Origin of the sequence: Amnibacterium kyonggiense (assembly GCF_004364555.1) — a bacterium.
Lineage (GTDB): Bacteria > Actinomycetota > Actinomycetes > Actinomycetales > Microbacteriaceae > Amnibacterium > Amnibacterium kyonggiense.
In genome coordinates this window covers 1,339,447-1,361,800 of record NZ_SOAM01000001.1, presented here as the reverse complement: position 1 = coordinate 1,361,800, position 22,354 = coordinate 1,339,447, and the positions used below count along the sequence as shown (strand labels likewise).

Here is a 22,354-nt window from a genome sequence, read left to right as displayed (position 1 = left end):
CGGCAGGCTATGCGGACTCGCGGAGGAGGAGGTGGTGGGCGACCGTGCGCGACCCCGTGGGATCGTCCGCGGCGAGCTCGAGCGCCGACTCCGCGACGGCCGCGAAGTCGACCGCCAGCGTCGTGAGCGTCGGTGCGAGGAGCGCGCCGAGCGGCAGGCCGTCGACGCCGGTCACGCGGACGTCCCCGGGCACGTCCAGCCCGGCGCGGCGGCAGGCGGCGAGCACGCCGAGCGCCATGACGTCGTTGAACGCGAGCACGGCGTCGGGCTGCTCCCCCGCATCGAGCAGGCCGGCCACGACCGCTCCCGCGGCGGCCGCCGTGCTCGCCGCGGCGTGGCTGAGCGCCGCGTCGACGCCGCGGGCCGCGAGCGCGGCGCGCAGCAGGACGGCGCGGCGGCTCGGGCCGCCGGCGGTGTCGAGCACGACCGGCCGCCGCACGCCGACGTCGACGAGGTGCTGCGCGAGCTCCTCGACGGCCGCGGACGGGTCGAGGTGGACCGCACCCCACGGCACGGGACCGGCCGGATCGAGCTCGACGACGGGGACGGAGCCGAGGAGCCCGACCCATTCCGCGGCGCGCTCCCCGAGGTAGCCGACGACCGCGTCGGTCTGCTCCCCGAGCGAGACCACCGACCGGTCCGCGTCCGCCGCGAGCGCGACGTCGGCGAGCATCACCGTCCAGCCGTGCGCCCCTGCCGCGCGGACGACCGCGGCGGCGAGCTCCGGCGAGTAGGGGTTGCGGAGGTCGTCGACGACGAGCCCGAGCTGCCGCTCACCGCCGAGGACGAGCCCGCGGCCGAAGCGCGACGGGCGGTACCCGAGCGCCTCGGCCGCGGCGAGCACCCGCTCCTTCGTGGCCGCGCTGATCCCCGCCATCCCGTTCATGGCCCGCGTGACCGTCTGCCGCGACACCCCGGCGGCCGCGGCGACGTCGAGGATCGTCGCCCGGCCGGCCCGGTTCAGGCCCGGAGGTCCAGCCACGCGACCTGCTCCGGCGAGAGCTCGACGTCGAGGCCCTGCATCGACGAGCGGGCCTCCGCGATCGTCCGCGGCCCGAACAGCGGGAACGTCGGGAACGGCTGCGCGAGCACGTAGGCGAGCGCGACGGCCGTCGCCGGCACGCCGAGCTCCTCGCCCAGCTGCGTCGCCCTGGCGAGGCGCTCGAAGTTGTCGTCGCTGTAGTAGCAGCGCACGAGCTCCGCGTCGCTCCGGTCGTCCGGCCGCGCCCGCGCGAAGAAGCCCCGGGCCTGCGACGACCACGGGAGCAGGGTCACCTGCCGCTCCTCGAGCCACCGCTTCGAGGCCGGATCGGTGACGTGACGGCAGCCCTCCCACGGCACGTCGTACGCCTCGGCGAGCCCGAAGTGGTCGGAGAGGACGGACGGCGCGATCCGGTCGTTCGCCCTCGCGTACGCCACCGCCTCGTCGAAGCGGTCCGTGCCCCAGTTCGACAGCCCGTACACGTGGACGCGGCCCGCACGGACGTGCTCGTCGAGGACGTCGACGAACTCCCCCACCGGCACCTCGAGGTTGTCGCGGTGCATCAGGTAGAGGTCGGCGTAGCCGGTGCCCTGCCGCTCGAGGCTCTCGTGCAGCTGCCGCGTGAGCGACTCGGGGTCGCAGTACGGGGTGTGCGCGCCCTTCGTGATGACGACGACGTCCTCCCGGACGCCGCGGTTCGCGATCCAGCGGCCGAGGCGCCGCTCGAGCTCGCCGTCGCCGTAGATGTAGGCGGTGTCGAAGGCGTTCCCGCCGCGCTCCATGAAGTGGTCGAAGATCGCGGACGCGTGGGCGAGGTCCGGCTGGTTGTCGACGCCGAGCACGAGTCGCGACATCCGCTTGCCGAGCCCCGGGATCTCGCCGTACCGCATCGGCGCGTCCGCGGCGACGGTCAGCGGCTTCCCGGAGACCGTCGGGATGTCGGCGTCCTCCGCCTCGAACGGATAGCGGAGGCCGATCGCGGCGCGCCACCGGTCGAGCGTGCGGGCGGCCGCGAGGGACTCGTCGAGCGTCATCTCGCGCGCCTCCACCTCGCCCGCCGCGAGGACGCGGGCGGTCGCCTCCGCTTCGAGGGCGTAGGGGGCCGGGTCCGGGAAGGAGCGGCTGCTCGGCTCCGCGTCGTGCACGAACACGTCGATGCGCGGGTCGTCGCCGACCGCGTAGGGCAGCGGGAGGTGGACGCGGCCCTTCGAGCCGTACACGGTCAGGGCGTTCACGTCCTCCACCCGCACGCCGGTGCGCAGGGTGGCCGTGATGCCGCTCGGGTAGACGAGGTCCGCGACCGCCCACTCGTCGACGCCGGTCGGGCCGATGGCGCCGGACGCGGTGAGCGTCGTCGGCTCCGTGACGGGGACGCCGGCGGCGGTCGCCGCGACGAGGGCGGCGAGCGTGAGCGGGTAGCAGCCGACGTCGAGGATGCCGCCGCCGGCGGTGCTCGGCTCGTAGAGCCGGCCCGTGCGCTTCGGGGAGCGGAACGCGAACGACGCGTCGATGTGGCGGACCTCGCCGATCGCGCCGTCGCGGATGAGCTCCACGAGCGCCTCGGTCTGCGGGTGGAAGCGGTACACGAACGCCTCGACGAGCGGCACGCGCGCCTGGCGCGCGGCGTCGACGAGGACCATCGCGGTGCCGTGGTTGACCGAGAGCGGCTTCTCGCAGAGGACGGCCTTGCCGGCCGCGATGGCGGCGAGCACGAGCTCGGCGTGCCCGGGGTGGACGGTCGCGACGTAGACGGCGTCGACGCGCGGGTCGGCGAGCGCCTCCGCGTAGGTGCCCGAGCTCACGTCCGGGTAGCCGTGCTCCTCGGCCTCGCGGGCGAAGACGGCGGCCCGCTCCGGGTCGCTGCTGCCGACCGAGACGATCGCGCCGGAGCTCGCGTGGAGGTCCTTCAGGAAGGTCCTCGCAATGCCGCCCGGGCCGAGGACGGCCCATCCGGTCGTGGTGCTGCCCGTCGTTGACATCGTCGTCCTCCCGCTCCGCGCGTGAACGTTCACGCACGGTCCGAGCCTAGGCGGGACGACCGGCCCCGTCGAGCGGTGCGGCTAGAGCGTCGAGCCCGTCTCGTAGCGCGTGAGCACGGGCGGCGCGGCCAGGACCTCGCCGAGGCCGGAGGCGCCCTCGGGCGTCGCGCGCCAGGCACGGTACGCCTCGTCCCGCTCCATCGACGTCCAGTGCTCGACGACCGTGAGGTGCGCGGGGTCGGCGACGTCGACGAGGACCTCGATCCCCTCGCTGCCCTCGAACGCGCGCGTGTCCCGCAGGATCGCGTCGAGGACGGCGGGGCCGTCCTGGACCCGGTCGGCCTTCAGGTGCAGGTCGAGCAGCGCGGTGACGGCCATGGCGGGGTCCTCTCGTCGAACGTGCGCCGATGCTAGGCGGGCACGCCTCCGCTCCTCCTCAGAGCTCGATCTCGTAGTGGACGAACCCCGTGGAGGTCGCGACGCGGTCGTAGAGCGCGCGCGCCGTGGCGTTGCCCTGCTGCGTCAGCCAGTAGACCTTCGCCGCCCCGGCCGCCTCCGCCTGATCGCGCACGTGCGCGACCAGCGCCCGTCCCGTGCCGCCGCCCCGGGCGCCCGGCGCGACGAAGAGGTCCTCCAGATAGCAGTAGGAGGTCGTCGTCCAGGTCGACGGGTGGAGAAGCCAGTGCACGAGGCCGACCGCGGCACCCGCGTCGTCGCGCGCGATCGCGCCGTGCAGCTCACGCCCCTCGACGAGGCGGGCGAACACGTCGTCGGTCACCTCGTCCGGCAGCGTCGACTCGTAGAACACGAGGTAGGCCCGCCACAGCGGCAGCCACTCGTCCCGGTCGGCCGCCGCGATCGGCGCGATGCTCGTCATGGATCGACGCTAGCGGCGCGCTCGCGGGGCCTTCCGCTGCAGATCGGGCGGTGCGCACGGCCCGATCTGCAGCGGAGGGCCCCGGGAGGCGTCAGGCGGGCCGGAGCAGCCCGAGGTCGCGGAGGCGCTCCGCCGTCTCGACGATCGTCGTCTCCGCCGGGCGCGGCCGGAAGCCGAGCTCGGCCTTCGCGCGGTCGTTGCGGATGACGAGCGGCGCGGGCTCCTCCCCCGGCAGCTCCGCGGTCGGCACGCGTTCCGCGAGGGACCCGAGGCGCGCGCGCAGCACCTGCGCGACCTCGAGGAACGTCATGGTGGGGCCGTCCGCGAGCGCGAGGTAGCGCTTCCCCGCCGCCTCCGGTGTCCGCATCGCGGCGACGTGCAGCGCGCTCACGTCGCGGACGTCCGCGATGCCGAAGCGCTGCCGCGGCAGCGCGGGGACCGTGCCGTCGAGCATCCCGACGAACAGGGCGAGCGACGAGCGCGCCGAAGCGGTCAGCGTCGGCCCGGCGATCCAGGTCGGGTTGATCGCCACGAGCTCGGTGTCGCCGCCGTCGGACTCGATCAGATCCCAGGCGGCGCGCTCGGCGACGGCCTTCGACAGCGGGTACGCGGGCAGGCCCGGCGTCGCGGGGTCGGTCCAATCCTCCTCCGTGTAGTCCCGTACCGGCTTCGGCGAGTAGCCGACGGCGGCGAAGGAGGAGGTGAGGACGACGCGCGGCACGCCCGCGCCGATCGCGGCGCGGAGCACGCGCAGGCTCCCGTCCCGAGCCGGGATCACGACCTCGTCCGGGTCCTGCGTCTGGATCATCGGCGAGGCGACGTGGAAGACGCCCTCGACGCCGCAGACCGCCTCGACCCAGCCCTGGTCCGCGGTGAGGCTCGCGAGCACCACCTCGAGGCTCCCGTCGTCGGCCCCGGCTCGGCGGACCGCCTCCCGCACTACCGCCTCGCCGTCGCGGGTGCGGACCGTGGTGCGCACCGCCTCCCCCGACAGGAGCAGGTCGGCGACGAGCCGCGTGCCGAGGTAGCCGGAGCCGCCGGTGACGAGGACGGTCATCGGGTCGCCGCCTCGAGCGCCGGGAGCATCGCGTCGACGCGCAGGTGCGCCTCCGCCTCCGCGACCGGGTCGCCCGCGTCCCTCGCGTCCCAGAGCGCGGCCTTGGCCTGCAGGTAGTCGAGGTGCACGCGCAGGGTCGCGATCTCCTGCGTCACGCGCTCCGCGTGCCGGAGCAGGAGGTCCCGCTGCTCGGCCGCCGCGACGTTCCCGCGGCGCCGGTTCGCCTGGTAGGTCCGCATGTCCTCGATGCCGACGCCCATGGCGCGCAGGCAGGCGAGGGCCTGGAGGGCGTCGAGGTCCTGCTCGCCGTAGCGGCGGTGGCCGCTGTCGGGGTCGCGGTCGATCGGACCGACCAGCCCGACCTCCTCGTAGTAGCGGAGGGTCGGCCCGCTCAGGCCGGTCCTGGCCGTCGCCCCCTGGATCGTCGTCGTGCTCATGGCTCCAGGAGAGCAGACCTCAAGCGCTCGAGGTCAAGCGCGCCGTTCGCGACGCACGCGGCGGCGCTCGCGCCAGGTCATCGCAGCGAGCTCCGCCGCCTCCCGCTCGCGCTGCTCGGCGAGGATCCGCTCCCGAGCGATGCGCTGCACGGTCTTGCGCTCGCGCCAGGCGGCGACCTGGTCGTCCACGTCGCGGGGCCGGGTGATGACGGGCGGACCGCCGAGGAGCTGCATGCGCGCCTGCTTGACGCGCCGATTGAAGTCCTCGAGCACCTCCCGCACCTGCGCCTCCGTGTGCAGGACGTCGAGCCGGTCGTCGAGTTCGGCGTCCTCCGTGCGGAGGGTCAGCGCGGGCGGCCCGAGGCCGGTGAGGTTCTCGCGCTCGATCTTGCGGCGGATCCACCAGTTCGGGTCGCGGACGCCGTCGAGGCCGGTGAGGGGTTTGCCAGCGCCGGGCAGGTTCTCGAACTCGCCCGCGCGCATCGCCTGCTGGATGGCGATCTCGACGGCCATCGCGCGGTCGTCCGCGCTGACCTGCCCGCGGTCGACCGGCTCGTCCTCGTCGTCGCCGCGGAGCTCCGGCGGCAGCGCCTGCTCGGCGGCGTAGCGGGCGGCCTCGAGCCTGCTGTCCTGGTCTCGTCGTCTCGGCACGGGTCTCACGCGGTCCTGAAGTCGATGCGGGAGCGTCCACGCTACGCGGCGCACCTGATCCGGGCGGCGCGGATCAGCCCGGGGCGAACCGCGGCAGCAGCATGTCGACCGCGTCGTCGAGCACCGCGTCGACCCGGTCCGCGGCCAGCCGACCGGACGCGACGAGCGCAGCGAGCCCCTCGAACGTTCCAGCGATCAGGTACGGCAGCGTCGCCCGGGTCGCCGAGGGCGCGTCCTCGACGAGGCGCGCGCCGAGCGCGAAGAACCGCATCGCCGCCTCGTCCCCCGCGGAGGCGGAGCCGGTCGGCTTGTGCGACAGCATCAACGCGGCGAGCGGGCCGTTCGCGAGCACGAAGGCGACGAAGCCGCCCGCGTAGGCGCGCAGCCGGGCTCGGGGGTCCTCGCGCGCCGCGGCGTCCGCGAGCGTCGCCGTGAGCTCGTCGAACCCGGTCGCGCGAAGGCCGTCGAGCAGCGCGTCGCGGTCCGCGAAGTGGCGGCTCGGCGCCGCGTGGCTCACGCCGGTGCGCCGCGCGAGCTCGCGCAGCGTGACCGCGTCGACGCCGTCCTCCGCGAGCACGCGCCGGCCCTCCTCGAGCAGCGCCTCGCGGAGCGCGCCGTGGTGGTAGCTGCGGTCCACGCCTCGAGGGTACCGCGATGTAGTCGTTGACAACAATGTTGTCGGCGCCTACTTTGGGGCCGTGAGCGACTACTCCCCCACCCGCCTGTCCGACCTCGCCGACCGCACCGTCGTGATCACCGGCGCCACGAGCGGCATCGGCGAGGCCACCGCCGCGGCGCTCGCCGCCGCCGGCGCGCACGTCGTGCTCGCCGCCAGGAACCCCGACAAGGTCCGCACCGTCGCCGACCGCATCGGCGGCTCCACGGAGGTCCGCCGGCTCGACCTCGGCGACCTCGCCTCGATTCGCGCATTCGCGGACGACTGGTCCGGGCCGATCCACGCCCTCGTGAACAACGCCGGGGTGTCGGAGAGCCGCCTCAGCCGCACCATCGACGGGTTCGAGGCGACGATCGGCACGAACCACCTCGGCCACTTCGCGCTCACGACGCTGCTCCTGCCGAGCATCACGGGCCGGGTCGTGACGGTCGCGTCGCAGGCCGAGCGCGCCTCCCGCCTCGACCTCGACGACCTGAACTGGGAGCGGCGCCCGTTCGCCGGCAGCCGCGCGTACAACGACTCGAAGCGCGCGAACCTCCTGTTCACCACCGAGCTCCACCGACGCCTGCGCGCCGCCGGGTCGGCGGTGCGGGCGCTCGCCGTCCACCCGGGGCTCGTGGTGACGCCGATCTACACGACCGACGCCGATCGCGGCCGGTCGGTCTGGGACGTGCTCCTGCCGCGCCTCGGCCAGGACTCGGCACACGGCGCCCTGCCGACGCTCTTCGCGCTGACGGAGGACGTGCCGGGCGACACCTTCATCGGCCCGCAGCACCTCCTGCACATGCGGGGCGGCGCGGAGGTGATCGGGCGGTCGAGGGCCGCCCGCGACCCGGAGACCGCCGGCCGCCTGTGGACGCTGTCGGAGGAGCTCACGGATGCGCGGGCCACGGTCTGAGCCCTAGCGTTCCCGGCATGGCCGCTCCACGCCTCCGCCGGGTCGCCGTACTCGTGCTCGAGGGCGCGAAGCCGCTCGACGTCGGCATCCCGGCGCAGGTCTTCACGACCCGGCCGAGCATGCCGTACGAGGTCCGCGTCTGCGGGGCGGCGGCCGGGCTGGTGGCGGGCGGGGACGGACTGGCCTACTCGGTGTCCTCCGGGCTCGAGGCGCTCGAGTGGGCGGACCTCGTCTTCGTCCCCGGGTACCGGCACCCGGACCGGGAGGATCCGCCGCGCGCGGTGCTCGACGCGCTGCTGGCCGCCTCCGAGCGCGGGGCGCGACTGGCGGCGATCTCCACGGGCGCGTTCGCGCTCGCCGCGACCGGCCTGCTCGACGGGCGGCGGGCGACGACGCACTGGCACTACACGCGGGCCCTGGCCGCCCGGTACCCCGCGATCCGCGTCGACGAGCGCGTCCTCTTCGTCGACGAGGGCCCGGTGCTCACGTCCGCGGGCGCGGCGTCCGGCATCGACCTCTGCCTCCACATCCTCCGGTCGGACCTCGGCGTCGCGGCCTCGAACCACGCCGCGCGGCGGCTCGTCGCGGCGCCGTACCGAAGCGGCGGGCAGGCGCAGTACGCGCCACGGAGCGTGCCCGAGCCGCTCGGCGAGCGCTTCGCCGCGACGCGCGAATGGACGCTCCGGCACCTCGCGGAGCCGCTCGACCTCGCGGTGCTCGCCCGACACGCGGCCGTGTCGCCGCGGACGTTCTCCCGCCGCTTCGCGGAGGACACCGGGACCACGCCGATGGAGTGGGTCATGCGCGCCCGCGTCGACATGGCGCGGGAGCTGCTCGAGGCGAGCGAGCGGAACGTCGAGCAGATCGCCGCCGACGTCGGGCTCGGCACGGCGACGAACCGCCGGCTGCACTTCCAGCGCGTGCTCGGCACGACGCCCACCGAGTACCGGCGGACGTTCACCCCGTCCGACTGATTGCACGGATCAGGACGGAACGACCGACACGCCGAGTGCGTCGACGCTGGGGACGGCGTGTCCGCCGTTTCGTCCTGATCGGTGGAACGAGCCTGGCGCGATCCTTTCGATCCCTGTCCCGGCAGCCACTGGTCGGCGCCCGCCGCCGCGACGAGCCTGGCGGGCGGACGAAAGGACCCTCCATGACCCGCATCGCCATCAACGGCTTCGGCCGGATCGGCCGCAACACGCTCCGCGCCCTGCTCGAGCGCGGCAGCGACCTCGAGGTCGTCGCCGTGAACGACCTGACCGAGCCCGCCGCCCTCGCGCGCCTGCTCGCCTTCGACTCGACCGCCGGCCGGCTCGGCCGCCCCGTCTCCGTGGACGGCGACGCGCTCGTCGTCGACGGCCGCCGCATCCGCGTGCTCGCCGAGCGCGACCCGGCGGACCTGCCCTGGGCGGAGCTCGGCGTCGACATCGTGCTCGAGTCGACGGGACGCTTCACGGCTGCGGGTGCCGCGAAGGCGCACCTCGACGCGGGGGCGGAGCGCGTGCTCGTCAGCGCGCCCGCCGACGGCGCGGACGTCACGATCGCCTACGGCGTGAACACGGCCGCGTACGACGCCGCCGCGCACAGGATCGTGTCGAACGCCTCCTGCACCACGAACGCGCTCGCGCCGCTCGCCGCCGTGCTCGACGACCTGGCCGGCATCGAGCACGCGTTCATGACGACCGTGCACGCGTACACGCAGGAGCAGAACCTGCAGGACGGCCCGCACCGCGACCCGCGCCGCGCCCGCGCGGCCGGCGTGAACATCGTGCCGACCACGACCGGCGCCGCGAAGGCGATCGGGCTCGTGCTGCCGCGCCTCGACGGGAAGCTGGCCGGCGACTCCATCCGGGTGCCCGTACCGGTCGGTTCCATCGTCGAGCTGAACGCGGCGGTCGCGCGCGACGTGACCCGCGAGCAGGTGCTCGACGCGTACCGCACGGCCGCAGCGGGCCCGCTCGCCGGGGTCCTCGAGTACTCGGAGGACGCACTCGTCTCCTCCGACATCGTCGGGAACCCGGCGTCGTCGATCTTCGACTCCGCGCTCACGCGCGCCGACGGGAAGCACGTGAAGGTCGTCGCCTGGTACGACAACGAGTGGGGCTTCTCGAACCGCGTCGTCGACACGCTCGAGCTGCTCGCCGCGTCCTGACCGGCCGTCGCGGCGTCGTCAGCCGAACGACGCCGCGACGCCGTTCCGGTAGTAGTCGAAGACGATGCTCGTGGTCGTCGAGGCGACCGTCGGCTTCGACGACAGGTGGTCGACGACGAAAGCCCGGAGCGCGGACGAGTCGCTCACGGCCACGTGGACGATGAAGTCGTCGACGCCGCCGAGGAAGAACACCTGCAGCACCTGGGGCAGCCCGCGGATCTCGCGTGCGAAATCCTCGATGCTCGCCCGCCTGGCGCCGGGCCGGAGGCCGACGTGCACGAGCGCCTGCAGGCCCCGGCCCAGCCGGCGCTGGTCGACGCTCGTCACGAATCCGGAGATGACGCCGCGCTCCCGCAGCGACCGGAGGCGGACGTGCGCGGTCGAGGGCGCAACGCCCACCGCGGCCGCGAGCTCGGCGTTGGACATCCGCGCGTCGTCGCGCAGGACCTCGAGGATCCGGCGGTCGAGGTCGTCGAGTCCCCCGGGACCGCGAACGTCCTTCGACACCGCTCGGACCACGGCGCCGTCGTCCGATCGATCCATTCGCGCATCGTACTCGCCTCCGAAGACTCTTCGAAGATGTGGCGCGTCCACCGACCGATCTCCAGAATCGAGCCATGCGCGTCGGCATCCCCACGGAGATCAAGAACAACGAGAACCGCGTCGCCATCACCCCGGCGGGCGTGCACTCGCTCGCGGGCCGCGGCCACGAGGTGCTGGTGCAGGCCGGCGCGGGGCTCGGCTCCCGCATCCTCGACGAGGACTTCGCCGCAGCCGGCGCGACGATCGTCCCCGACGCGGACGCCGTCTGGGGCGCCGCCGACCTGCTCGTCAAGGTGAAGGAGCCGGTCGCCGCCGAGTACCGGCACCTGCGGGAGGACCAGGCGCTCTTCGCGTACCTCCACCTCGCCGCGGACCGGCCGCTGACGGAGGCGCTGCTCGCAGCCCGCACCACCGCGATCGCCTACGAGACCGTGCAGCTGCCCGACCGCAGCCTCCCGCTGCTGTCGCCGATGAGCGAGGTCGCGGGGCGCCTGTCGATCCAGGTCGGCGGGTACCACCTGATGGCGGCCGCGGGCGGGCGCGGCGTGCTGCTCGGCGGGGTGCCGGGGACGCCGAAGGCGCGCGTGGTCGTCATCGGCGGCGGCGTCGCCGGCGAGCACGCGGCGGCGAACGCGCTCGGCATGGGCGCGGACGTGACCGTCATCGACGTCTCCATCCCCCGCCTCCGCGCGCTCGAGATCCAGTTCGGCGGCCGCGTGCAGACCCGCGCGTCCTCTCCGTATGAGATCGCGGCGCAGCTCAGCGACGCCGACCTCGTCATCGGTTCGGTGCTGATCCCCGGCGCGGCCGCGCCGAAGCTCGTGACCGACGAGATGGTCGCCGGGATGAAGCCGGGCAGCGTGCTCGTCGACATCGCGATCGACCAGGGCGGCTGCTTCGAGGGCTCGCACCCGACGACGCACGACGACCCGACCTTCGCCGTCCACGACTCCGTCTACTACTGCGTCGCGAACATGCCCGGCGCGGTGCCCGAGACGTCGACGCGCGCGCTGACGAACGCGACGCTCCCCTACCTGCTCGCCCTCGCGGACGCCGGCGCGGAGGACGCCCTCGCCGCCTCCCCCGCCCTCGCCGCCGGGCTCAACACCCGGGCCGGCTCGGTCACCAATGCGGGCGTGGCCGCGGCGCTCGGTCTCGTCGCCGCCTGAGCGCGGCGCCGGGCGATCACGCTCGGTTGCGGCACCCCGTCCTACGGTGAACGCGTGGGGGCTGGGCACACGCATGCGCACGGGCACGACGGCGCCGGCCTCCGCATCGGCAGGGGGCCGCGCATCGCGGTGGTCGCGCTCATCGTGGCGAGCGGACTCGCCGCGCTGCTCGGCGTCTGGCACTGGTGGCCGGACGAGCAGCGCGCCCACCACGTGCAGGGCCTGGTGCCCGTCGTGGCGAAGGGCGTCACCGTCGTCCACGCGGAGCTGACGAGCGTGCGCACCGCCTGCGACGGCAAGGACGTCGACACGACGCTGGCCTGCGGTCCGTCGATCGCGACGTTGCTCGACTGCCGGGCCGTCGGCGCCCACGTCGCCATCGACCTGACGCCCGACGTCATCGGCACCGGGCTGCGGCCCGGGGACCACGTCCTCCTGCTCGACACCGCCGCGGTCTCCGGCGGGCAGGGCGACGACTACTCGTTCTACCGGGCGGATCGCGGCGGCTCGATGCTGTGGCTCGCGGTCCTCTTCGCCGTGCTCGTCGTCCTGGTGGCGTGGCGCCGCGGACTCATGGCGCTCGTGAGCCTCGGCTTCGCCGTCGCCGTGGTGGTCGCGTACCTGCTGCCCGCCCTGCTGAGCGGGCGCCCGCCGATCGCGGTGACCGTGGCCGCGGGCGCCCTGATCCTCATCGTGATGCTCTTCGCGACGCACGGGATCTCGATGCGCACGGCGGTCGCGGTGGTCGGCGCGCTGCTCGGGATGGGCGTCTCGACGGCCTTCGCGTGGCTCGGGGTGATCGGCTCGCGCCTCGCCGGGCTCGGCGACGAGTCGGCGGGGCTGCTCACGTTCAACGTGCCGTGGATCAGCGTGCAGCAGCTCGTCGTGGCCTCCGTGATCCTCGCGGGCCTCGGCACGTTGAACGACGTCACGATCACGCAGGTCTCCGCGCTGTGGGAGCTGCGGGAGGCGTCGCCCTCCCTCTCCCGGCTCGCCCTCTTCGGCCGGGCGATGCGCATCGGCCGCGACCACGTCGCCTCGACGGTCTACACCCTGGTCTTCGCCTATCTCGGCACGGCCCTGGTGCTCCTCGTCGCCGTGCAGCTCTACGGCGGCGCACCCGCCGATCTGCTGACCGCCGAGAACGTGGCGGAGGAGATCGTGCGGACGCTCGTCGGCGGCATCGCGCTCGTCCTGGCCATGCCGATCACGACGGCGATCGGCGCGCTCGTCGTCGCGGGCGCGCAGCCGGTGGCGGCGACGCCGGTCGAGCCCGTCGTCCGCCGCGAGCGCCGCCGCACCACGCCGCCGCGCGTCGTGCCCGACCACTACCGGCGGCTGCCCGAGCAGCCGTGGGAGGTCGACTGAGGCTCAGCACTCGACGACGTTGACGGCGAGGCCGCCCGTCGAGGTCTCCTTGTACTTCGTGCTCATGTCGGCGCCGGTCTGCCGCATCGTCTCGATGCAGGTGTCGAGCGAGACGACATGGCGGCCGTCACCGTAGAGCGCCATGCGTGCGGCCGTGACGGCGCGGGAGGCGCCGACCGCGTTCCGCTCGATGCAGGGCACCTGCACCAGGCCGCCGACCGGGTCGCAGGTGAGGCCGAGGTTGTGCTCGAGCGCGATCTCCGCCGCGTTCTCGATCTGCTCCGGCGTGCCGCCGAGCACCGCGGTCGCGCCGGCCGCCGCCATCGCGCAGGCGGAGCCGACCTCGCCCTGGCAGCCGGCCTCCGCGCCGGAGATCGACGCGTTCGCCGCGATGACCGAGCCGATCGCCGTCGCCGTGAGCAGGTACTCCGCGACCCGGTCGCTCCCGAGGTGCATCAGCACCGCGGGCACGATGCCGGCCGCGCCGTTCGTCGGCGCGGTGACGACCCGCTCCCCCGCCGCGTTCTGCTCGTTCACCGCGAGCGCGTACGCGTGCAGCCACTCCTCCGACTCCAGCGGCACGGCGCGCTCGGCGAGCCGCCGCCGGAGGGCCGCCGCGCGGCGCCGCACACCGAGCGATCCCGGGAGCACGCCCTCCTCGGACATGCCGCCCTCGATGCATCCCCGCATCGCGGCCCAGATCGCGTCGATGCCGGCGAGGGCCGCCCCACGGTCGCCGAGCGCCGCCTCGTTCGCGAGCGCCACCTCCGCGATCGTCATCCCCCGATCCCGGCAGGTCGCGAGCAGCTCGGTCGCCGTCGCGTACGGGAAGGGCACCGGCCGCTCGGGGTGGGCGCGCTCGGTCTCGCCCTCGATGAAGCCGCCGCCGATCGAGTAGAAGGTCAGCGCGCGGACGTCCTCCCCCGCCGCGTCGAGCGCGGTGAACCGCATCCCGTTCGTGTGCCGCTCGAGCCGGGTCAGCGGCGCGAGCTCGACGTCCGCCTGCGCGAGGACCACCGGGTGCGTCCCGGCGAGCAGGACGACGCCGCCGTCGCCGACGCGCGCCCACTCCTCGCGCAGCAGCGCCGGTGGGCAGGTCTCGGGGTCGTGCCCCTCGAGCCCGGCGACGATCGCGCCGGGCGTGCCGTGCCCGGCCCCGGTCGCACCGAGGGAGCCGTAGAGCCGCACGCGGACGCGCTCCACCCGCTCCAGGTCGGCACCGATCGCGGTCACGAACGCCTTCGCTGCGCGCATCGGCCCGACCGTGTGCGAGCTCGACGGACCGATGCCGATCGAGAACAGGTCGAGGACGGACACGTAGGCGCTCACCGTGCGAGTGTGCACCTCCGACCCGGCAGCATGGTCGCATGACCGACGACCAGTGGGCCGCGCCCACCCCCGCGCCCGCGAAGCCCTGGGCGCCCGCCGCCGACCGGTACGACGGGATGCGCTACCGGCGCACCGGCCGGTCCGGGCTGCGGCTGCCCGAGGTGTCGCTCGGGCTCTGGCACAACTTCGGCGACACGAATCCGATCTCGACGCAGCGCGCGATCCTGCTCGACGCCTTCGACCACGGCGTCACGCACTTCGACCTGGCGAACAACTACGGCCCGCCGTACGGGGCCGCCGAGCGGAACTTCGGGATCACGCTGCAGCGCGACCTCCGCCCGTTCCGGGACGAGCTCGTGATCTCGTCGAAGGCGGGCTACGACATGTGGCCGGGGCCGTACGGCGACCACGGATCGCGGAAGTACCTGATCGCCTCGGCCGACCAGAGCCTCGCGCGGACCGGGCTCGACTACTTCGACGTCTTCTACCACCACCGTCCGGACCCCGAGACGCCGATCGAGGAGACCGCGGGCGCGCTCGCGCAGCTCGTCCGGCAGGGCAAGGCCCTCTACGTCGGCGTCTCCAACTACTCCCCCGAGCAGACCGAGGCGATCGCCGCGGTGCTCGCCGACCTCGGCACGCCGCTGCTCATCCACCAGCCGCGCTACTCGATGTTCGACCGCACGGTGGAGGACGGCCTCCTCGAGACCGTCGCCCGGCTCGGCGTCGGGTCGATCGCGTTCTCCCCGCTCGCGCAGGGGCTGCTGACGGACCGCTACCTCGACGGCACGGTGCCGGAGGGGTCGCGGGCGTCGCTCGGCGCCTACCTCTCGCCGTCGAGGATCAGCGACGTCTACCTCGAGCGGGCGCGCGGGCTGAACGCGATCGCGGAGGCGCGGGGCCAGAGCCTCGCGCAGCTCGCCGTGAGCTGGATCCTCCGGCGCCCGGAGGTGACCTCCGTGCTGATCGGCGCGAGCAGCGTCCGGCAGCTGCGGGCGAACCTCGGGGCGCTCGGCGCCGCGCCGCTCAGTGACGAGGAGCTCGCGCGGATCGACCGCTTCGCCGTGCACGGCACCGCGCTCTAGCCTGCACCGGGTCTGAACACCGTCGGCGGCCTCGTCGGCGGCGTGCGGCGACGGGATGGGCGGGCGTAGCGTGGCACGCCGTGCTGCGCTCGATCCCCTCCCCGCCGGCCTCGTGGGCGTCCTTCCACATCGGGCCGCTCGACGTGCACGTGTACGCGCTCTGCATCATGGCCGGCATCGTCGCCGCGGTCGCGATCACCGCCCGGCGCCTGAGCCGCCGCGGTGTGCCGGGCGGCTTCGTCGTCGACGCAGCGCTCTGGATCGTGCCGATCGGCATCGTCGTCGCGCGGCTGTACCACGTGTTCACGCACACCGGCGACTACTTCTTCCCCGGCGCGAACCTCTGGAACGTCTTCGCGATCTGGGACGGCGGCGACGCCATCTTCGGCTCGATGATCGGCGGCTTCATCGGCATCGTCATCGCCTGCCGCCGCGCCGGGGTGCGGATCACCGCCTTCGTCGACGCGCTGGCGCCCGCCCTGCTCGTCGCGCAGGCGATCGGGCGGATCGGCAACTGGTTCAACCACGAGCTGTTCGGGCTGCCGACGACGCTGCCGTGGGGTCTCGTGATCCCGCGACCGAACGTCGCGATCCCGCCGGGCACCCCCGCGGACACGCTGTTCCACCCGCTGTTCCTCTACGAGCTGCTCTTCGACCTGCTGGGCGCTGCCCTGATCGCGTACCTGGGGCGCCGCTTCACGCTGCAGTGGGGCAAGCAGATCGGGCTGTACTTCGTCTGGTACGGCGCCGTCCGCGCGTGGCTCGAGGCGATCCGCATCGACCCGACGAGCAACCGGTTCCTCGGCCTCGGCGTGAACGACTGGACCGCGATGGGCGCGGTCGTGCTCGGCATCGTGATCCTCGTCGTACAGACGCGGCGGCACCCCGGGCCGGAGCCGTCGCCCTGGACGCGCGAGCCGGCCCCCGCCCTCGTCGAGACGTCCGAGCAGGAGCCGGCGCAGCGGCGCTAGTCAACGGGTCGCGGGCAGGCGCTCGCCGACGGCGACCGGGGCGTCGCCGAGGTCGGGGATCGGGAGGCGCTCGCCGCCGCGGCGGGCCGACTCGAGCGCGATCTGCCCGGGCATCGTGTAGCGGGCCGCGACCCACGCGTTCACCGTCGGCAGCGTGCGGGTGCTCACGGCGCGGACGAAGTCGTCGACGAGCAGCTGGTGGCTGCCCTCGTGGCCGTTCGGCGCGACGGCGAACTCCGCCGGCAGCCGCTCCGCTTCACGATCGTGGATCGGGGCGTGTCCGCTGACGAACGCGCCGCGCAGGTCGGGCGACACGTCCGTGAGACGCGGGTCGTCGAGCGCCATCGTGGCGCGCGTCTCGAGCTGCTCGGTGACGTCCTCCACGCCCTCCGCGGTCTGCCAGACCGACGTGCGCGCGAGCTGCTCGAAGCTGCCCTCGGTGCCGAAGAAGCGGAACCGCGACTCCCGGGTCCACGACGGATAGCCGACGCGGCGGAACTCGTTGATCCGCATCGAACCGCCGCCGTCGAGCTCGAACAGGGCGGTCATGTTCGAGAAGTCGTTGTCGAACATGCTGACCTCGGTGTCGAAGACGCCGTCGCCGGTGTCGTCGTGCATCCCGACGCAGCTGACGCCGACCGCGTGCTGCGGGATCGCGCCGAGCACCCCGCCGATCGAGTGCGTCGGATACCACATGGGCGGGTAGCTGGCCGTGGCCTTCCACCCCTCGCCGCCGCTGAAGCGGTAGGCGTCGTAGAAGCCCTGCTCCATGTCGTGGAGGTAGTCGCCCTCGAGGTAGAACACGCGGCCGAAGGCGCCCTCCGCGACCTTCTCGCGGGCGAAGACGGTCGCCGGGTTGTACTGGCTCGTCTCGCCCATCATGTAGGTGAGCCCGGTCTCCTCGACCGCCGCGACGATCGCCCGGATCTCGTCCGGCGACACCGCCATCGGCACAGCCGAGTAGACGTGCTTGCCCGCGCGGAGGGCCTGCACGACGAGCGGGCCGTGGGTCCAGCGCTGCGTGAAGAGCGCGACCGCGTCGATCGTCGGGTCCGCCAGCATCGCCTCGAAGCTCGGGCTCGTGCCCGCCAGGCCGACCTCCGCCACGAGCTTCTCGGCCCGGCCGGGGAGCACGTCGGTCGCGACCACGGGTCCGACGCCGGGGTGGAGCTGGAAGAGGGTCGCGAAGTGGGCCGAGAACTGGCCGGCTCCGACGACACCGAGGCTGAACGTCATCGGTCGATGCCTTTCGAAGAGGGGATCGTGCGTCGCCGACGATGCTGGCAGGATCGTGTTACACGAGTCAACCGAACGGCGTGTCGAGGGAGCGGAGCGATGACCGGAGGCCCACGGCGCCCCACGCGCGCCGACGTCGCCCGCCGCGCGGACGTGAGCGACGCGGTCGTCAGCTACGTGCTGAGCGGCTCGCACCCCGTCAGCGAGGCGACGCGCGCCCGCGTCCTCGCCGCGATCGAGGAGCTCGGGTACCGGCGGAACGCGACCGCCCGGGCGCTGCGCCGCGGGCGGAGCGACAGCGTCGGCCTCGTGCTGTCCGACATCGAGAACCCGCACTTCATGGCGCTCGCCCGGGCCGTCGAGTCGCGGCTCGCGTCGCTCGGCCAGGCGCTGCTGATCGCCGAGCTGCGGGAGGACGGCTCAGCGGTGCGCGAGATGGTCGCTCGCGGCGTCGACGCCCTCCTCGTCACCGGCGGACCGACGCCCGACGTGGCCACCGAGGTCCCGACCGTGCTGCTCGACCGCGGCGGTCCGGAGGCCGGGCACGTGACGATCGGCGTCGACGCGGTGCCGGCCGCCGTCGCGGCGGTCGACCACCTCCTCGAGCGGCACGGTCATGGCAGCGTCGCCCTGGTCACGGGCGCCTCCCCCGGAGACGACGACCCGCGCGAGACCGGGTGGCGTGACGCCCATGCCGCGCGCGGGCGCCCGACCGGGCCGGTCGAGGTCACATCCTGGACCCGCGCCGGCGGTGCGGAGGCCGCGCGACGTCTGCTCGAGCGTGACGACCGCCCGACCGCGGTACTGGCGGCTTCGGACCTGATCGCGGTGGGCGTGCTGCGCGCGGCGCTGGACCTCGGGCTCTCGGTGCCGGGCGACCTCGCGGTCGTCTCGTACGACGGCACCGACGAGGCCCGCTTCGCCGCGTCGCCCCTGACGACGATCGAGCAGCCGAGGGACGCGATGGCCGCGCTCGCGGTCGACCTCCTCCTGGCCGGTGCCCGCGAGCCGGACCACCACGCGTTCGCCGCGCCCCTGGTCGTCCGCCGCAGCTGCGGCTGCCCCGCCTGATCCCGCTCCTCAGTAGGGGTTGCCACTTCGGACACGTTTCCGGTCGAAGAAGGTGTCCGAAGTGGCAACCCCGACCTCTGGGCGCCGGGATCGCGGTCAGACCCCGAGGCGCCAGAGGCGGACGTCCGCCGTGCCGTCGTGCTCGAGCCGCCACGGCGGCGGCGCGGCCGGGTAGACCCGGGTCGTCGCCACGCGGCCACCGCTCGTGAAGGTCTCGACCACCGATCCGTCGAGGAACAGGCGCACCTCGGCCGTATCGCCGAACGCTGCGGAGATGCGCGTGACGCCGCCGTGCGAGCCCTCGAGCACACTCGCCTCGGAGCGGTCGATCCGCACCTCGCCGGCGTCGCGGTCGAGCTCGATCACGAGCCGCTCGTCCGCCGAGAAGGCGAGCACCGCGCGGGCGGACGCGACGCCGTCCGGCAGGGCGACGAGGACCTCGAGCTGGGCGCCGACCTCGGTCCCGGAGGTGCCCGACAGCTCCTCCTGCCGCAGCGAGTCGACGGCCGGCACCGGCGCGCTCAGCACCGACCCGTCCGGGCCCAGCCGCACGACCCGCGGGAGGGAGATCGTCCCGGACCAGCCGGCCGTCTCGGCGGCGGCGTCCGTCCGCCCCTCCGTGACCCAGCCCCAGACGAGCGCGCCGTGCGGGCTCTCGCGCATCGCGGACGAGGCGTAGAAGTTCGAGCCCGCGTCGAGGCGGCGCACGACGAGCTCCTCGTCGCTCGCACCCCGCCGCTCGAGGCCGCGCACGGAGAGCACCTGACCGATCCCGACCTCCTCGCTCCAGGAGGCGATGAGCAGCACGTCCTCGCCGTCGAGGCGGACGAGCTGCGGGCACTCCCACATGTCGCCCGTGTCGACCTCGGCGATCGCGCCGCGGACCGCGGAGGCGCGCAGGCCCTCGAACGTCCACGTCTCGAGGTCCTCGGACCGGTAGAGGCGCGTCGAGCCGACCCGCCGCTCGTCCCCGGCGCCGACGACCATCCGCCAGGTGCCGTCCTCGCGCCAGACGAACGGGTCGCGCAGCTGCCGCACGCCCTCCTCCGGCGCCGGGTCCGCGACGACCTGGCGGGGCTCACCGAACGAGAAGCCGCCATCCGTCGAGACCGCGGCCTGCACGGACTGGAACGGGTGCTCGTGGCGGTACCCGGAGTAGAAGGCGACGACCGCGCCGTCCTCCCGCACCACGGTGTTGCCGGACCACGCGCCCTCGCGATCGCCGAGGACGGGGTGCGGCGAGATCGCGGGCCGGTGCAGCGTCCAGCGCACGAGGTCCTCGCTCGTCGCGTGGCCCCACAGCACCTGCGCGCCCGGGTGGTGCATCGGGGCGCGGAACTGGAAGTACAGGTGCGCGACGCCGTCGATGAGGACGGGCCCGTTCGGATCGTTGACGAAGCCCGTCGCGGGACGGATGTGGAATCGCGGCCGGTGGTGGTCGGTGTCGATCGGGGCGGCGTCCGGCATCGCGTCGGGCTCCTCTCTGAGCGGGCTGGGCGGGCGTCCGACGCCGTCCGCGGACGATCGAACCAGGTCGTCCCCGAACTGGTCAATAGGTATTGAGCGGCTGACGGTGGGAAGGTGGACCATGGCTGCGGACGACCGCGGCGCGTCCCGCTCGCGCCGCCCGACGATGCACGACGTCGCCCAGGCGGCAGGCGTCTCGCAGTCGACGGTCTCCTTCGTGCTCAACGACCGCAAGGACATCCCCGTCGCGGCGGCGACCCGGCAGCGCGTCCTGCTCGCGGCGGATCGGCTGGGGTTCCGACTCAATCGCGCGGCCCAGGACCTCCGGCTCGCCCGGTCGAGCGCGATCGGCATCGTCGCGGACGGAATCGCCTCCGCCCCGTTCGCCGGCGCGATCCCCGCCGGGCTGCAGGAGGCCGCCCGAGAGGCGGACCGCGCGTGCATGATCGTGGAGGCGGCGCCGGAGGACGAGGACGACGCCCGGGCGACGCAGATGCTCCTCGACCGCGGGATCACGGACGTCGTCTACGCGCGACCCGCCACCGGCCCCGTGCGGGCCGGCGCCGTGTCGGTACCGGCGCAGGTGTTCGCGAACTGCTGGCCGGAGGACGACCGCGCCGCCGCGGTGCTCCTCCCCGACGAGCGGTCCGGCGGCAGGGATGCGGCACGGGCCGTCCTGGCCGCGGGGCACCGCGACCTCCTCGTGCTCGCCGGCACGGACGGCGAGTGGGCGACGGTCGAGCGGGTCGCCGGCTTCAAGGATGCCGCGAAGGAGGCCGGGCTCGACCCCGAGCGCGTGCCGATCGCCTTCGGGGACTACGCGATCCGGTCCGGCTACCGGCTCGCTCGCGAGTGGGTGCCGCGCATGCGACCGACCGCGATCGTCTGCGGCAACGACCGGATGGCGCTCGGCGCGCTCCTCGCGCTCGGCGAACTCGGCCTCCGGGTCCCCGACGACGTGAGCCTCGTCGGCTACGACGACCAGGCGGACTTCGCGGACGAGCTCACGCCCCGGCTCACCACAGTCGCGATCCCGTTCCGCGAGATCGGCGTCGAGGCGGGCCGCCTGCTGACCCGCGGCGACACGGCCGCCGAGCGACGCCTGATCCCCTGCCGCCTCGTCCCCCGCGAGTCGGTCGCTGCGCCGACCCCCAGGGCGTGATCTCGCAGATTGGGCGTCCATCGACGCCCGATCTGCACGATCACGCCCGTGGTCCGGAGGTGGCCGCCCGACGGAGGCGTGCGGGATCCGCGACGCTGCCGCCATGGACACCGATCGGCCCGACGCCCTCCCCCGGTGGTTCGGGGTGCGGTGCGTGTTCCAGCACGCCGGCGGCCTCTACGAGGAGCGGGTCACGCTCTGGCGGGCCCGCGACTTCGGGCACGCGATCGAGCTCGCGGAGGCCGAGGCGGCCGAGTACGCGGCAGGCCTGCCGCCGACGGCCTACACGGGGCTGGCGCAGGCGCACCTGCTCGACGACGACCCCGGCGTCCAGGGCGCGGAGGTGTTCTCACTGATGCGGGACAGCGACCTGCCGCCGAAGGCCTACCTCGACCGCTTCTTCGACACCGGCGAGGAGCACGAGGGCGACCTCTGCCCCCCGGGCTCGCGCTGGACTGACGCGGTCGGAGCGGGCATCGTGACCCCGTGTTCTACTACGCCTTCCTCGCCGAGCTGCACCGACGCCTCGCGCCGCGGGCGTACCTCGAGATCGGCGTGCGCGACGGCGGGAGCCTCGCGCAGTCGCACTGCCGGTCGGTCGCCATCGACCCGGCGTTCGCGATCACCGCGGAGCTCGACGCGGACGTCGCCCTGTTCCGGACCACGAGCGACGAGTACTTCGCCCGCCCCGAGCCGCTCGCGCCGACGGGCGGCCGGCCGTTCGACCTCGCGTTCATCGACGGCCTGCACCTGTTCGAGTTCGCGCTGCGCGACTTCATCCACGCGGAGCAGCACGCGTCCTCCCGCGGTCTGATCGTCTTCGACGACGTGCTGCCGCGGTCGATCGACGAGGCCGCGCGCGAGCGGCACACGAACGGCTGGACCGGCGACGTCTACGGAATGCTCGAGGTGCTGGCGGAGCTGCGCCCCGACCTCGTCGTGATCCCCGTCGGCACGCGGCCGACCGGCCTGCTGCTCGTGACGGCGCTCGACCCGACGAGCACCGTGCTCGCGGACCGGTTCGACGACCTCCTCGCGCGCTTCCGGCGGCCGGATCCGCAGCCGGTGCCGACGCACCTGCTCGACCGGCTGACGGTGCTGCCACCCGAGCGCCTGCTCGAGAGCGACCTGCTCGAGGTGCTCAGGGCGGCGGACGCGGACGGCGACGGCCTCCGCGATCGGGTGCGCGAGACGGTCGCCCGCACGCTCGGTCCGGCGTTCGAGACGGCGGAGGTGTGAGC

The 22,354-nt window shown here is 74.2% G+C and carries 22 protein-coding genes; 10 read left to right on the top strand and 12 right to left on the bottom strand.

Translation table 11 applies throughout. The features are described from left to right. Positions 1-7 precede the first annotated feature (7 nt). The 8 genes from CLV52_RS18875 to CLV52_RS06885 form a co-directional block, all read right to left on the bottom strand. Positions 8-982, bottom strand: a complete 975-nt coding sequence (locus tag CLV52_RS18875) for a LacI family DNA-binding transcriptional regulator (RefSeq protein ID WP_246017994.1) — start codon at positions 980-982, stop codon at positions 8-10. After that, positions 961-2,961: an aldo/keto reductase gene (locus tag CLV52_RS06915; RefSeq protein WP_246017993.1), complete on the bottom strand. Its 2,001-nt coding sequence runs from the start codon at positions 2,959-2,961 to the stop codon at positions 961-963. Before CLV52_RS06915 ends, CLV52_RS18875 begins: the two co-directional genes overlap by 22 nt. Positions 2,962-3,042: 81 nt before the next feature. Next, entirely contained in the window at positions 3,043-3,339 is a 297-nt protein-coding gene (locus CLV52_RS06910; RefSeq protein WP_133765497.1) for a putative quinol monooxygenase, read from the bottom strand. Positions 3,340-3,397: 58 nt separating this feature from the next. Next, positions 3,398-3,838, bottom strand: a complete 441-nt coding sequence (locus CLV52_RS06905) for a GNAT family N-acetyltransferase (RefSeq protein ID WP_133765496.1) — start codon at positions 3,836-3,838, stop codon at positions 3,398-3,400. Between the two features lie 91 nt (positions 3,839-3,929). After that, entirely contained in the window at positions 3,930-4,895 is a 966-nt protein-coding gene (locus CLV52_RS06900) for an NAD-dependent epimerase/dehydratase family protein (protein WP_133765495.1), read from the bottom strand. Further along, positions 4,892-5,332 (bottom strand): MerR family transcriptional regulator, encoded by a 441-nt coding sequence (locus tag CLV52_RS06895; protein WP_133765494.1) that lies wholly within the window; start codon positions 5,330-5,332, stop codon positions 4,892-4,894. Before CLV52_RS06895 ends, CLV52_RS06900 begins: the two co-directional genes overlap by 4 nt. Before the next feature lie 33 nt (positions 5,333-5,365). Continuing rightward, positions 5,366-5,983 carry a DnaJ family domain-containing protein gene (locus CLV52_RS06890; protein WP_425455668.1) on the bottom strand — a complete coding sequence of 206 codons (618 nt, stop codon included), beginning with the start codon at positions 5,981-5,983 and terminating at the stop codon, positions 5,366-5,368. Positions 5,984-6,056: 73 nt separating this feature from the next. After that, entirely contained in the window at positions 6,057-6,620 is a 564-nt protein-coding gene (locus tag CLV52_RS06885; protein ID WP_162850738.1) for a TetR/AcrR family transcriptional regulator, read from the bottom strand. Between the two features lie 61 nt (positions 6,621-6,681). Between CLV52_RS06885 and CLV52_RS06880 the strand changes: the two genes are divergently transcribed. The 3 genes from CLV52_RS06880 to gap all read left to right on the top strand — a co-directional run bounded on the left by CLV52_RS06880 (position 6,682) and on the right by gap (position 9,712). Then, entirely contained in the window at positions 6,682-7,557 is an 876-nt protein-coding gene (locus CLV52_RS06880) for an SDR family NAD(P)-dependent oxidoreductase (RefSeq protein WP_211342620.1), read from the top strand. A gap of 17 nt (positions 7,558-7,574) precedes the next feature. Next, on the top strand, positions 7,575-8,531 hold the full coding sequence (locus CLV52_RS06875; protein WP_133765492.1) for a GlxA family transcriptional regulator: 957 nt from the start codon (positions 7,575-7,577) through the stop codon (positions 8,529-8,531). A 182-nt stretch (positions 8,532-8,713) separates the two neighbouring features. After that, complete coding sequence (gene gap, locus CLV52_RS06870) at positions 8,714-9,712, top strand: type I glyceraldehyde-3-phosphate dehydrogenase (RefSeq protein ID WP_133765491.1); 999 nt, start codon at positions 8,714-8,716, stop codon at positions 9,710-9,712. Between the two features lie 18 nt (positions 9,713-9,730). Here gap and CLV52_RS06865 read toward each other — a convergent pair whose 3' ends face one another. Beyond that, complete coding sequence (locus CLV52_RS06865) at positions 9,731-10,255, bottom strand: Lrp/AsnC family transcriptional regulator (protein WP_133765490.1); 525 nt, start codon at positions 10,253-10,255, stop codon at positions 9,731-9,733. A gap of 74 nt (positions 10,256-10,329) precedes the next feature. Here CLV52_RS06865 and ald point away from each other — a divergent pair, with 74 nt between their 5' ends. Both ald and CLV52_RS06855 read left to right on the top strand, forming a co-directional pair. After that, the gene (ald, locus tag CLV52_RS06860) at positions 10,330-11,424 is read left to right on the top strand and encodes an alanine dehydrogenase (protein ID WP_133765489.1); all 1,095 of its coding nucleotides are present in this window, start codon (positions 10,330-10,332) and stop codon (positions 11,422-11,424) included. Positions 11,425-11,478: 54 nt separating this feature from the next. Next, the gene (locus CLV52_RS06855; protein WP_133765488.1) at positions 11,479-12,792 is read left to right on the top strand and encodes a YibE/F family protein; all 1,314 of its coding nucleotides are present in this window, start codon (positions 11,479-11,481) and stop codon (positions 12,790-12,792) included. Positions 12,793-12,795: 3 nt separating this feature from the next. On the opposite strand, the gene CLV52_RS06850 is transcribed toward CLV52_RS06855, so the two are convergent. Beyond that, positions 12,796-14,121: an L-serine ammonia-lyase gene (locus CLV52_RS06850; RefSeq protein ID WP_133765487.1), complete on the bottom strand. Its 1,326-nt coding sequence runs from the start codon at positions 14,119-14,121 to the stop codon at positions 12,796-12,798. A gap of 38 nt (positions 14,122-14,159) precedes the next feature. Between CLV52_RS06850 and CLV52_RS06845 the strand changes: the two genes are divergently transcribed. Together CLV52_RS06845 and lgt are read left to right on the top strand one after the other, a co-directional pair. Beyond that, the gene (locus CLV52_RS06845; RefSeq protein ID WP_133765486.1) at positions 14,160-15,206 is read left to right on the top strand and encodes an aldo/keto reductase; all 1,047 of its coding nucleotides are present in this window, start codon (positions 14,160-14,162) and stop codon (positions 15,204-15,206) included. A gap of 80 nt (positions 15,207-15,286) precedes the next feature. After that, the gene (gene lgt, locus CLV52_RS06840) at positions 15,287-16,177 is read left to right on the top strand and encodes a prolipoprotein diacylglyceryl transferase (RefSeq protein WP_133765485.1); all 891 of its coding nucleotides are present in this window, start codon (positions 15,287-15,289) and stop codon (positions 16,175-16,177) included. Here lgt and CLV52_RS06835 read toward each other — a convergent pair whose 3' ends face one another. After that, a complete protein-coding gene (locus tag CLV52_RS06835; RefSeq protein WP_133765484.1) occupies positions 16,178-17,413 on the bottom strand; it encodes a Gfo/Idh/MocA family protein in 1,236 nt (411 codons plus the stop codon). It lies immediately after the preceding gene. A 99-nt stretch (positions 17,414-17,512) separates the two neighbouring features. Between CLV52_RS06835 and CLV52_RS06830 the strand changes: the two genes are divergently transcribed. Further along, a complete protein-coding gene (locus CLV52_RS06830) occupies positions 17,513-18,484 on the top strand; it encodes a LacI family DNA-binding transcriptional regulator (protein WP_133765483.1) in 972 nt (323 codons plus the stop codon). Positions 18,485-18,580: 96 nt separating this feature from the next. Here CLV52_RS06830 and CLV52_RS06825 read toward each other — a convergent pair whose 3' ends face one another. Beyond that, on the bottom strand, positions 18,581-19,951 hold the full coding sequence (locus CLV52_RS06825; RefSeq protein WP_162850737.1) for a glycoside hydrolase family 32 protein: 1,371 nt from the start codon (positions 19,949-19,951) through the stop codon (positions 18,581-18,583). 121 nt (positions 19,952-20,072) lie between these two features. On the opposite strand from CLV52_RS06825, the gene CLV52_RS06820 reads away from it, so the two are divergent. Further along, the gene (locus CLV52_RS06820) at positions 20,073-21,113 is read left to right on the top strand and encodes a LacI family DNA-binding transcriptional regulator (RefSeq protein WP_133765481.1); all 1,041 of its coding nucleotides are present in this window, start codon (positions 20,073-20,075) and stop codon (positions 21,111-21,113) included. Positions 21,114-21,599: 486 nt separating this feature from the next. After that, entirely contained in the window at positions 21,600-22,352 is a 753-nt protein-coding gene (locus CLV52_RS06810) for a class I SAM-dependent methyltransferase (protein WP_133765480.1), read from the top strand. The last annotated feature ends 2 nt before the right edge of the window (positions 22,353-22,354 follow it).

What these genes read in the sequence shown, in the direction of transcription:
- CLV52_RS06915 (WP_246017993.1), bottom strand. Translation starts at nt 2,961, where the DNA reads ATGTCAACGACGGGCAGCACCACGACCGGATGGGCCGTCCTCGGCCCG.
- CLV52_RS06910 (WP_133765497.1), bottom strand. Translation starts at nt 3,339, where the DNA reads ATGGCCGTCACCGCGCTGCTCGACCTGCACCTGAAGGCCGACCGGGTC.
- CLV52_RS06905 (WP_133765496.1), bottom strand. Translation starts at nt 3,838, where the DNA reads ATGACGAGCATCGCGCCGATCGCGGCGGCCGACCGGGACGAGTGGCTG.
- CLV52_RS06900 (WP_133765495.1), bottom strand. Translation starts at nt 4,895, where the DNA reads ATGACCGTCCTCGTCACCGGCGGCTCCGGCTACCTCGGCACGCGGCTC.
- CLV52_RS06895 (WP_133765494.1), bottom strand. Translation starts at nt 5,332, where the DNA reads ATGAGCACGACGACGATCCAGGGGGCGACGGCCAGGACCGGCCTGAGC.
- CLV52_RS06875 (WP_133765492.1), top strand. Translation starts at nt 7,575, where the DNA reads ATGGCCGCTCCACGCCTCCGCCGGGTCGCCGTACTCGTGCTCGAGGGC.
- gap (WP_133765491.1), top strand. Translation starts at nt 8,714, where the DNA reads ATGACCCGCATCGCCATCAACGGCTTCGGCCGGATCGGCCGCAACACG.
- CLV52_RS06865 (WP_133765490.1), bottom strand. Translation starts at nt 10,255, where the DNA reads ATGGATCGATCGGACGACGGCGCCGTGGTCCGAGCGGTGTCGAAGGAC.
- ald (WP_133765489.1), top strand. Translation starts at nt 10,330, where the DNA reads ATGCGCGTCGGCATCCCCACGGAGATCAAGAACAACGAGAACCGCGTC.
- CLV52_RS06845 (WP_133765486.1), top strand. Translation starts at nt 14,160, where the DNA reads ATGACCGACGACCAGTGGGCCGCGCCCACCCCCGCGCCCGCGAAGCCC.
- CLV52_RS06835 (WP_133765484.1), bottom strand. Translation starts at nt 17,413, where the DNA reads ATGACGTTCAGCCTCGGTGTCGTCGGAGCCGGCCAGTTCTCGGCCCAC.
- CLV52_RS06830 (WP_133765483.1), top strand. Translation starts at nt 17,513, where the DNA reads ATGACCGGAGGCCCACGGCGCCCCACGCGCGCCGACGTCGCCCGCCGC.
- CLV52_RS06825 (WP_162850737.1), bottom strand. Translation starts at nt 19,951, where the DNA reads ATGCCGGACGCCGCCCCGATCGACACCGACCACCACCGGCCGCGATTC.
- CLV52_RS06820 (WP_133765481.1), top strand. Translation starts at nt 20,073, where the DNA reads ATGGCTGCGGACGACCGCGGCGCGTCCCGCTCGCGCCGCCCGACGATG.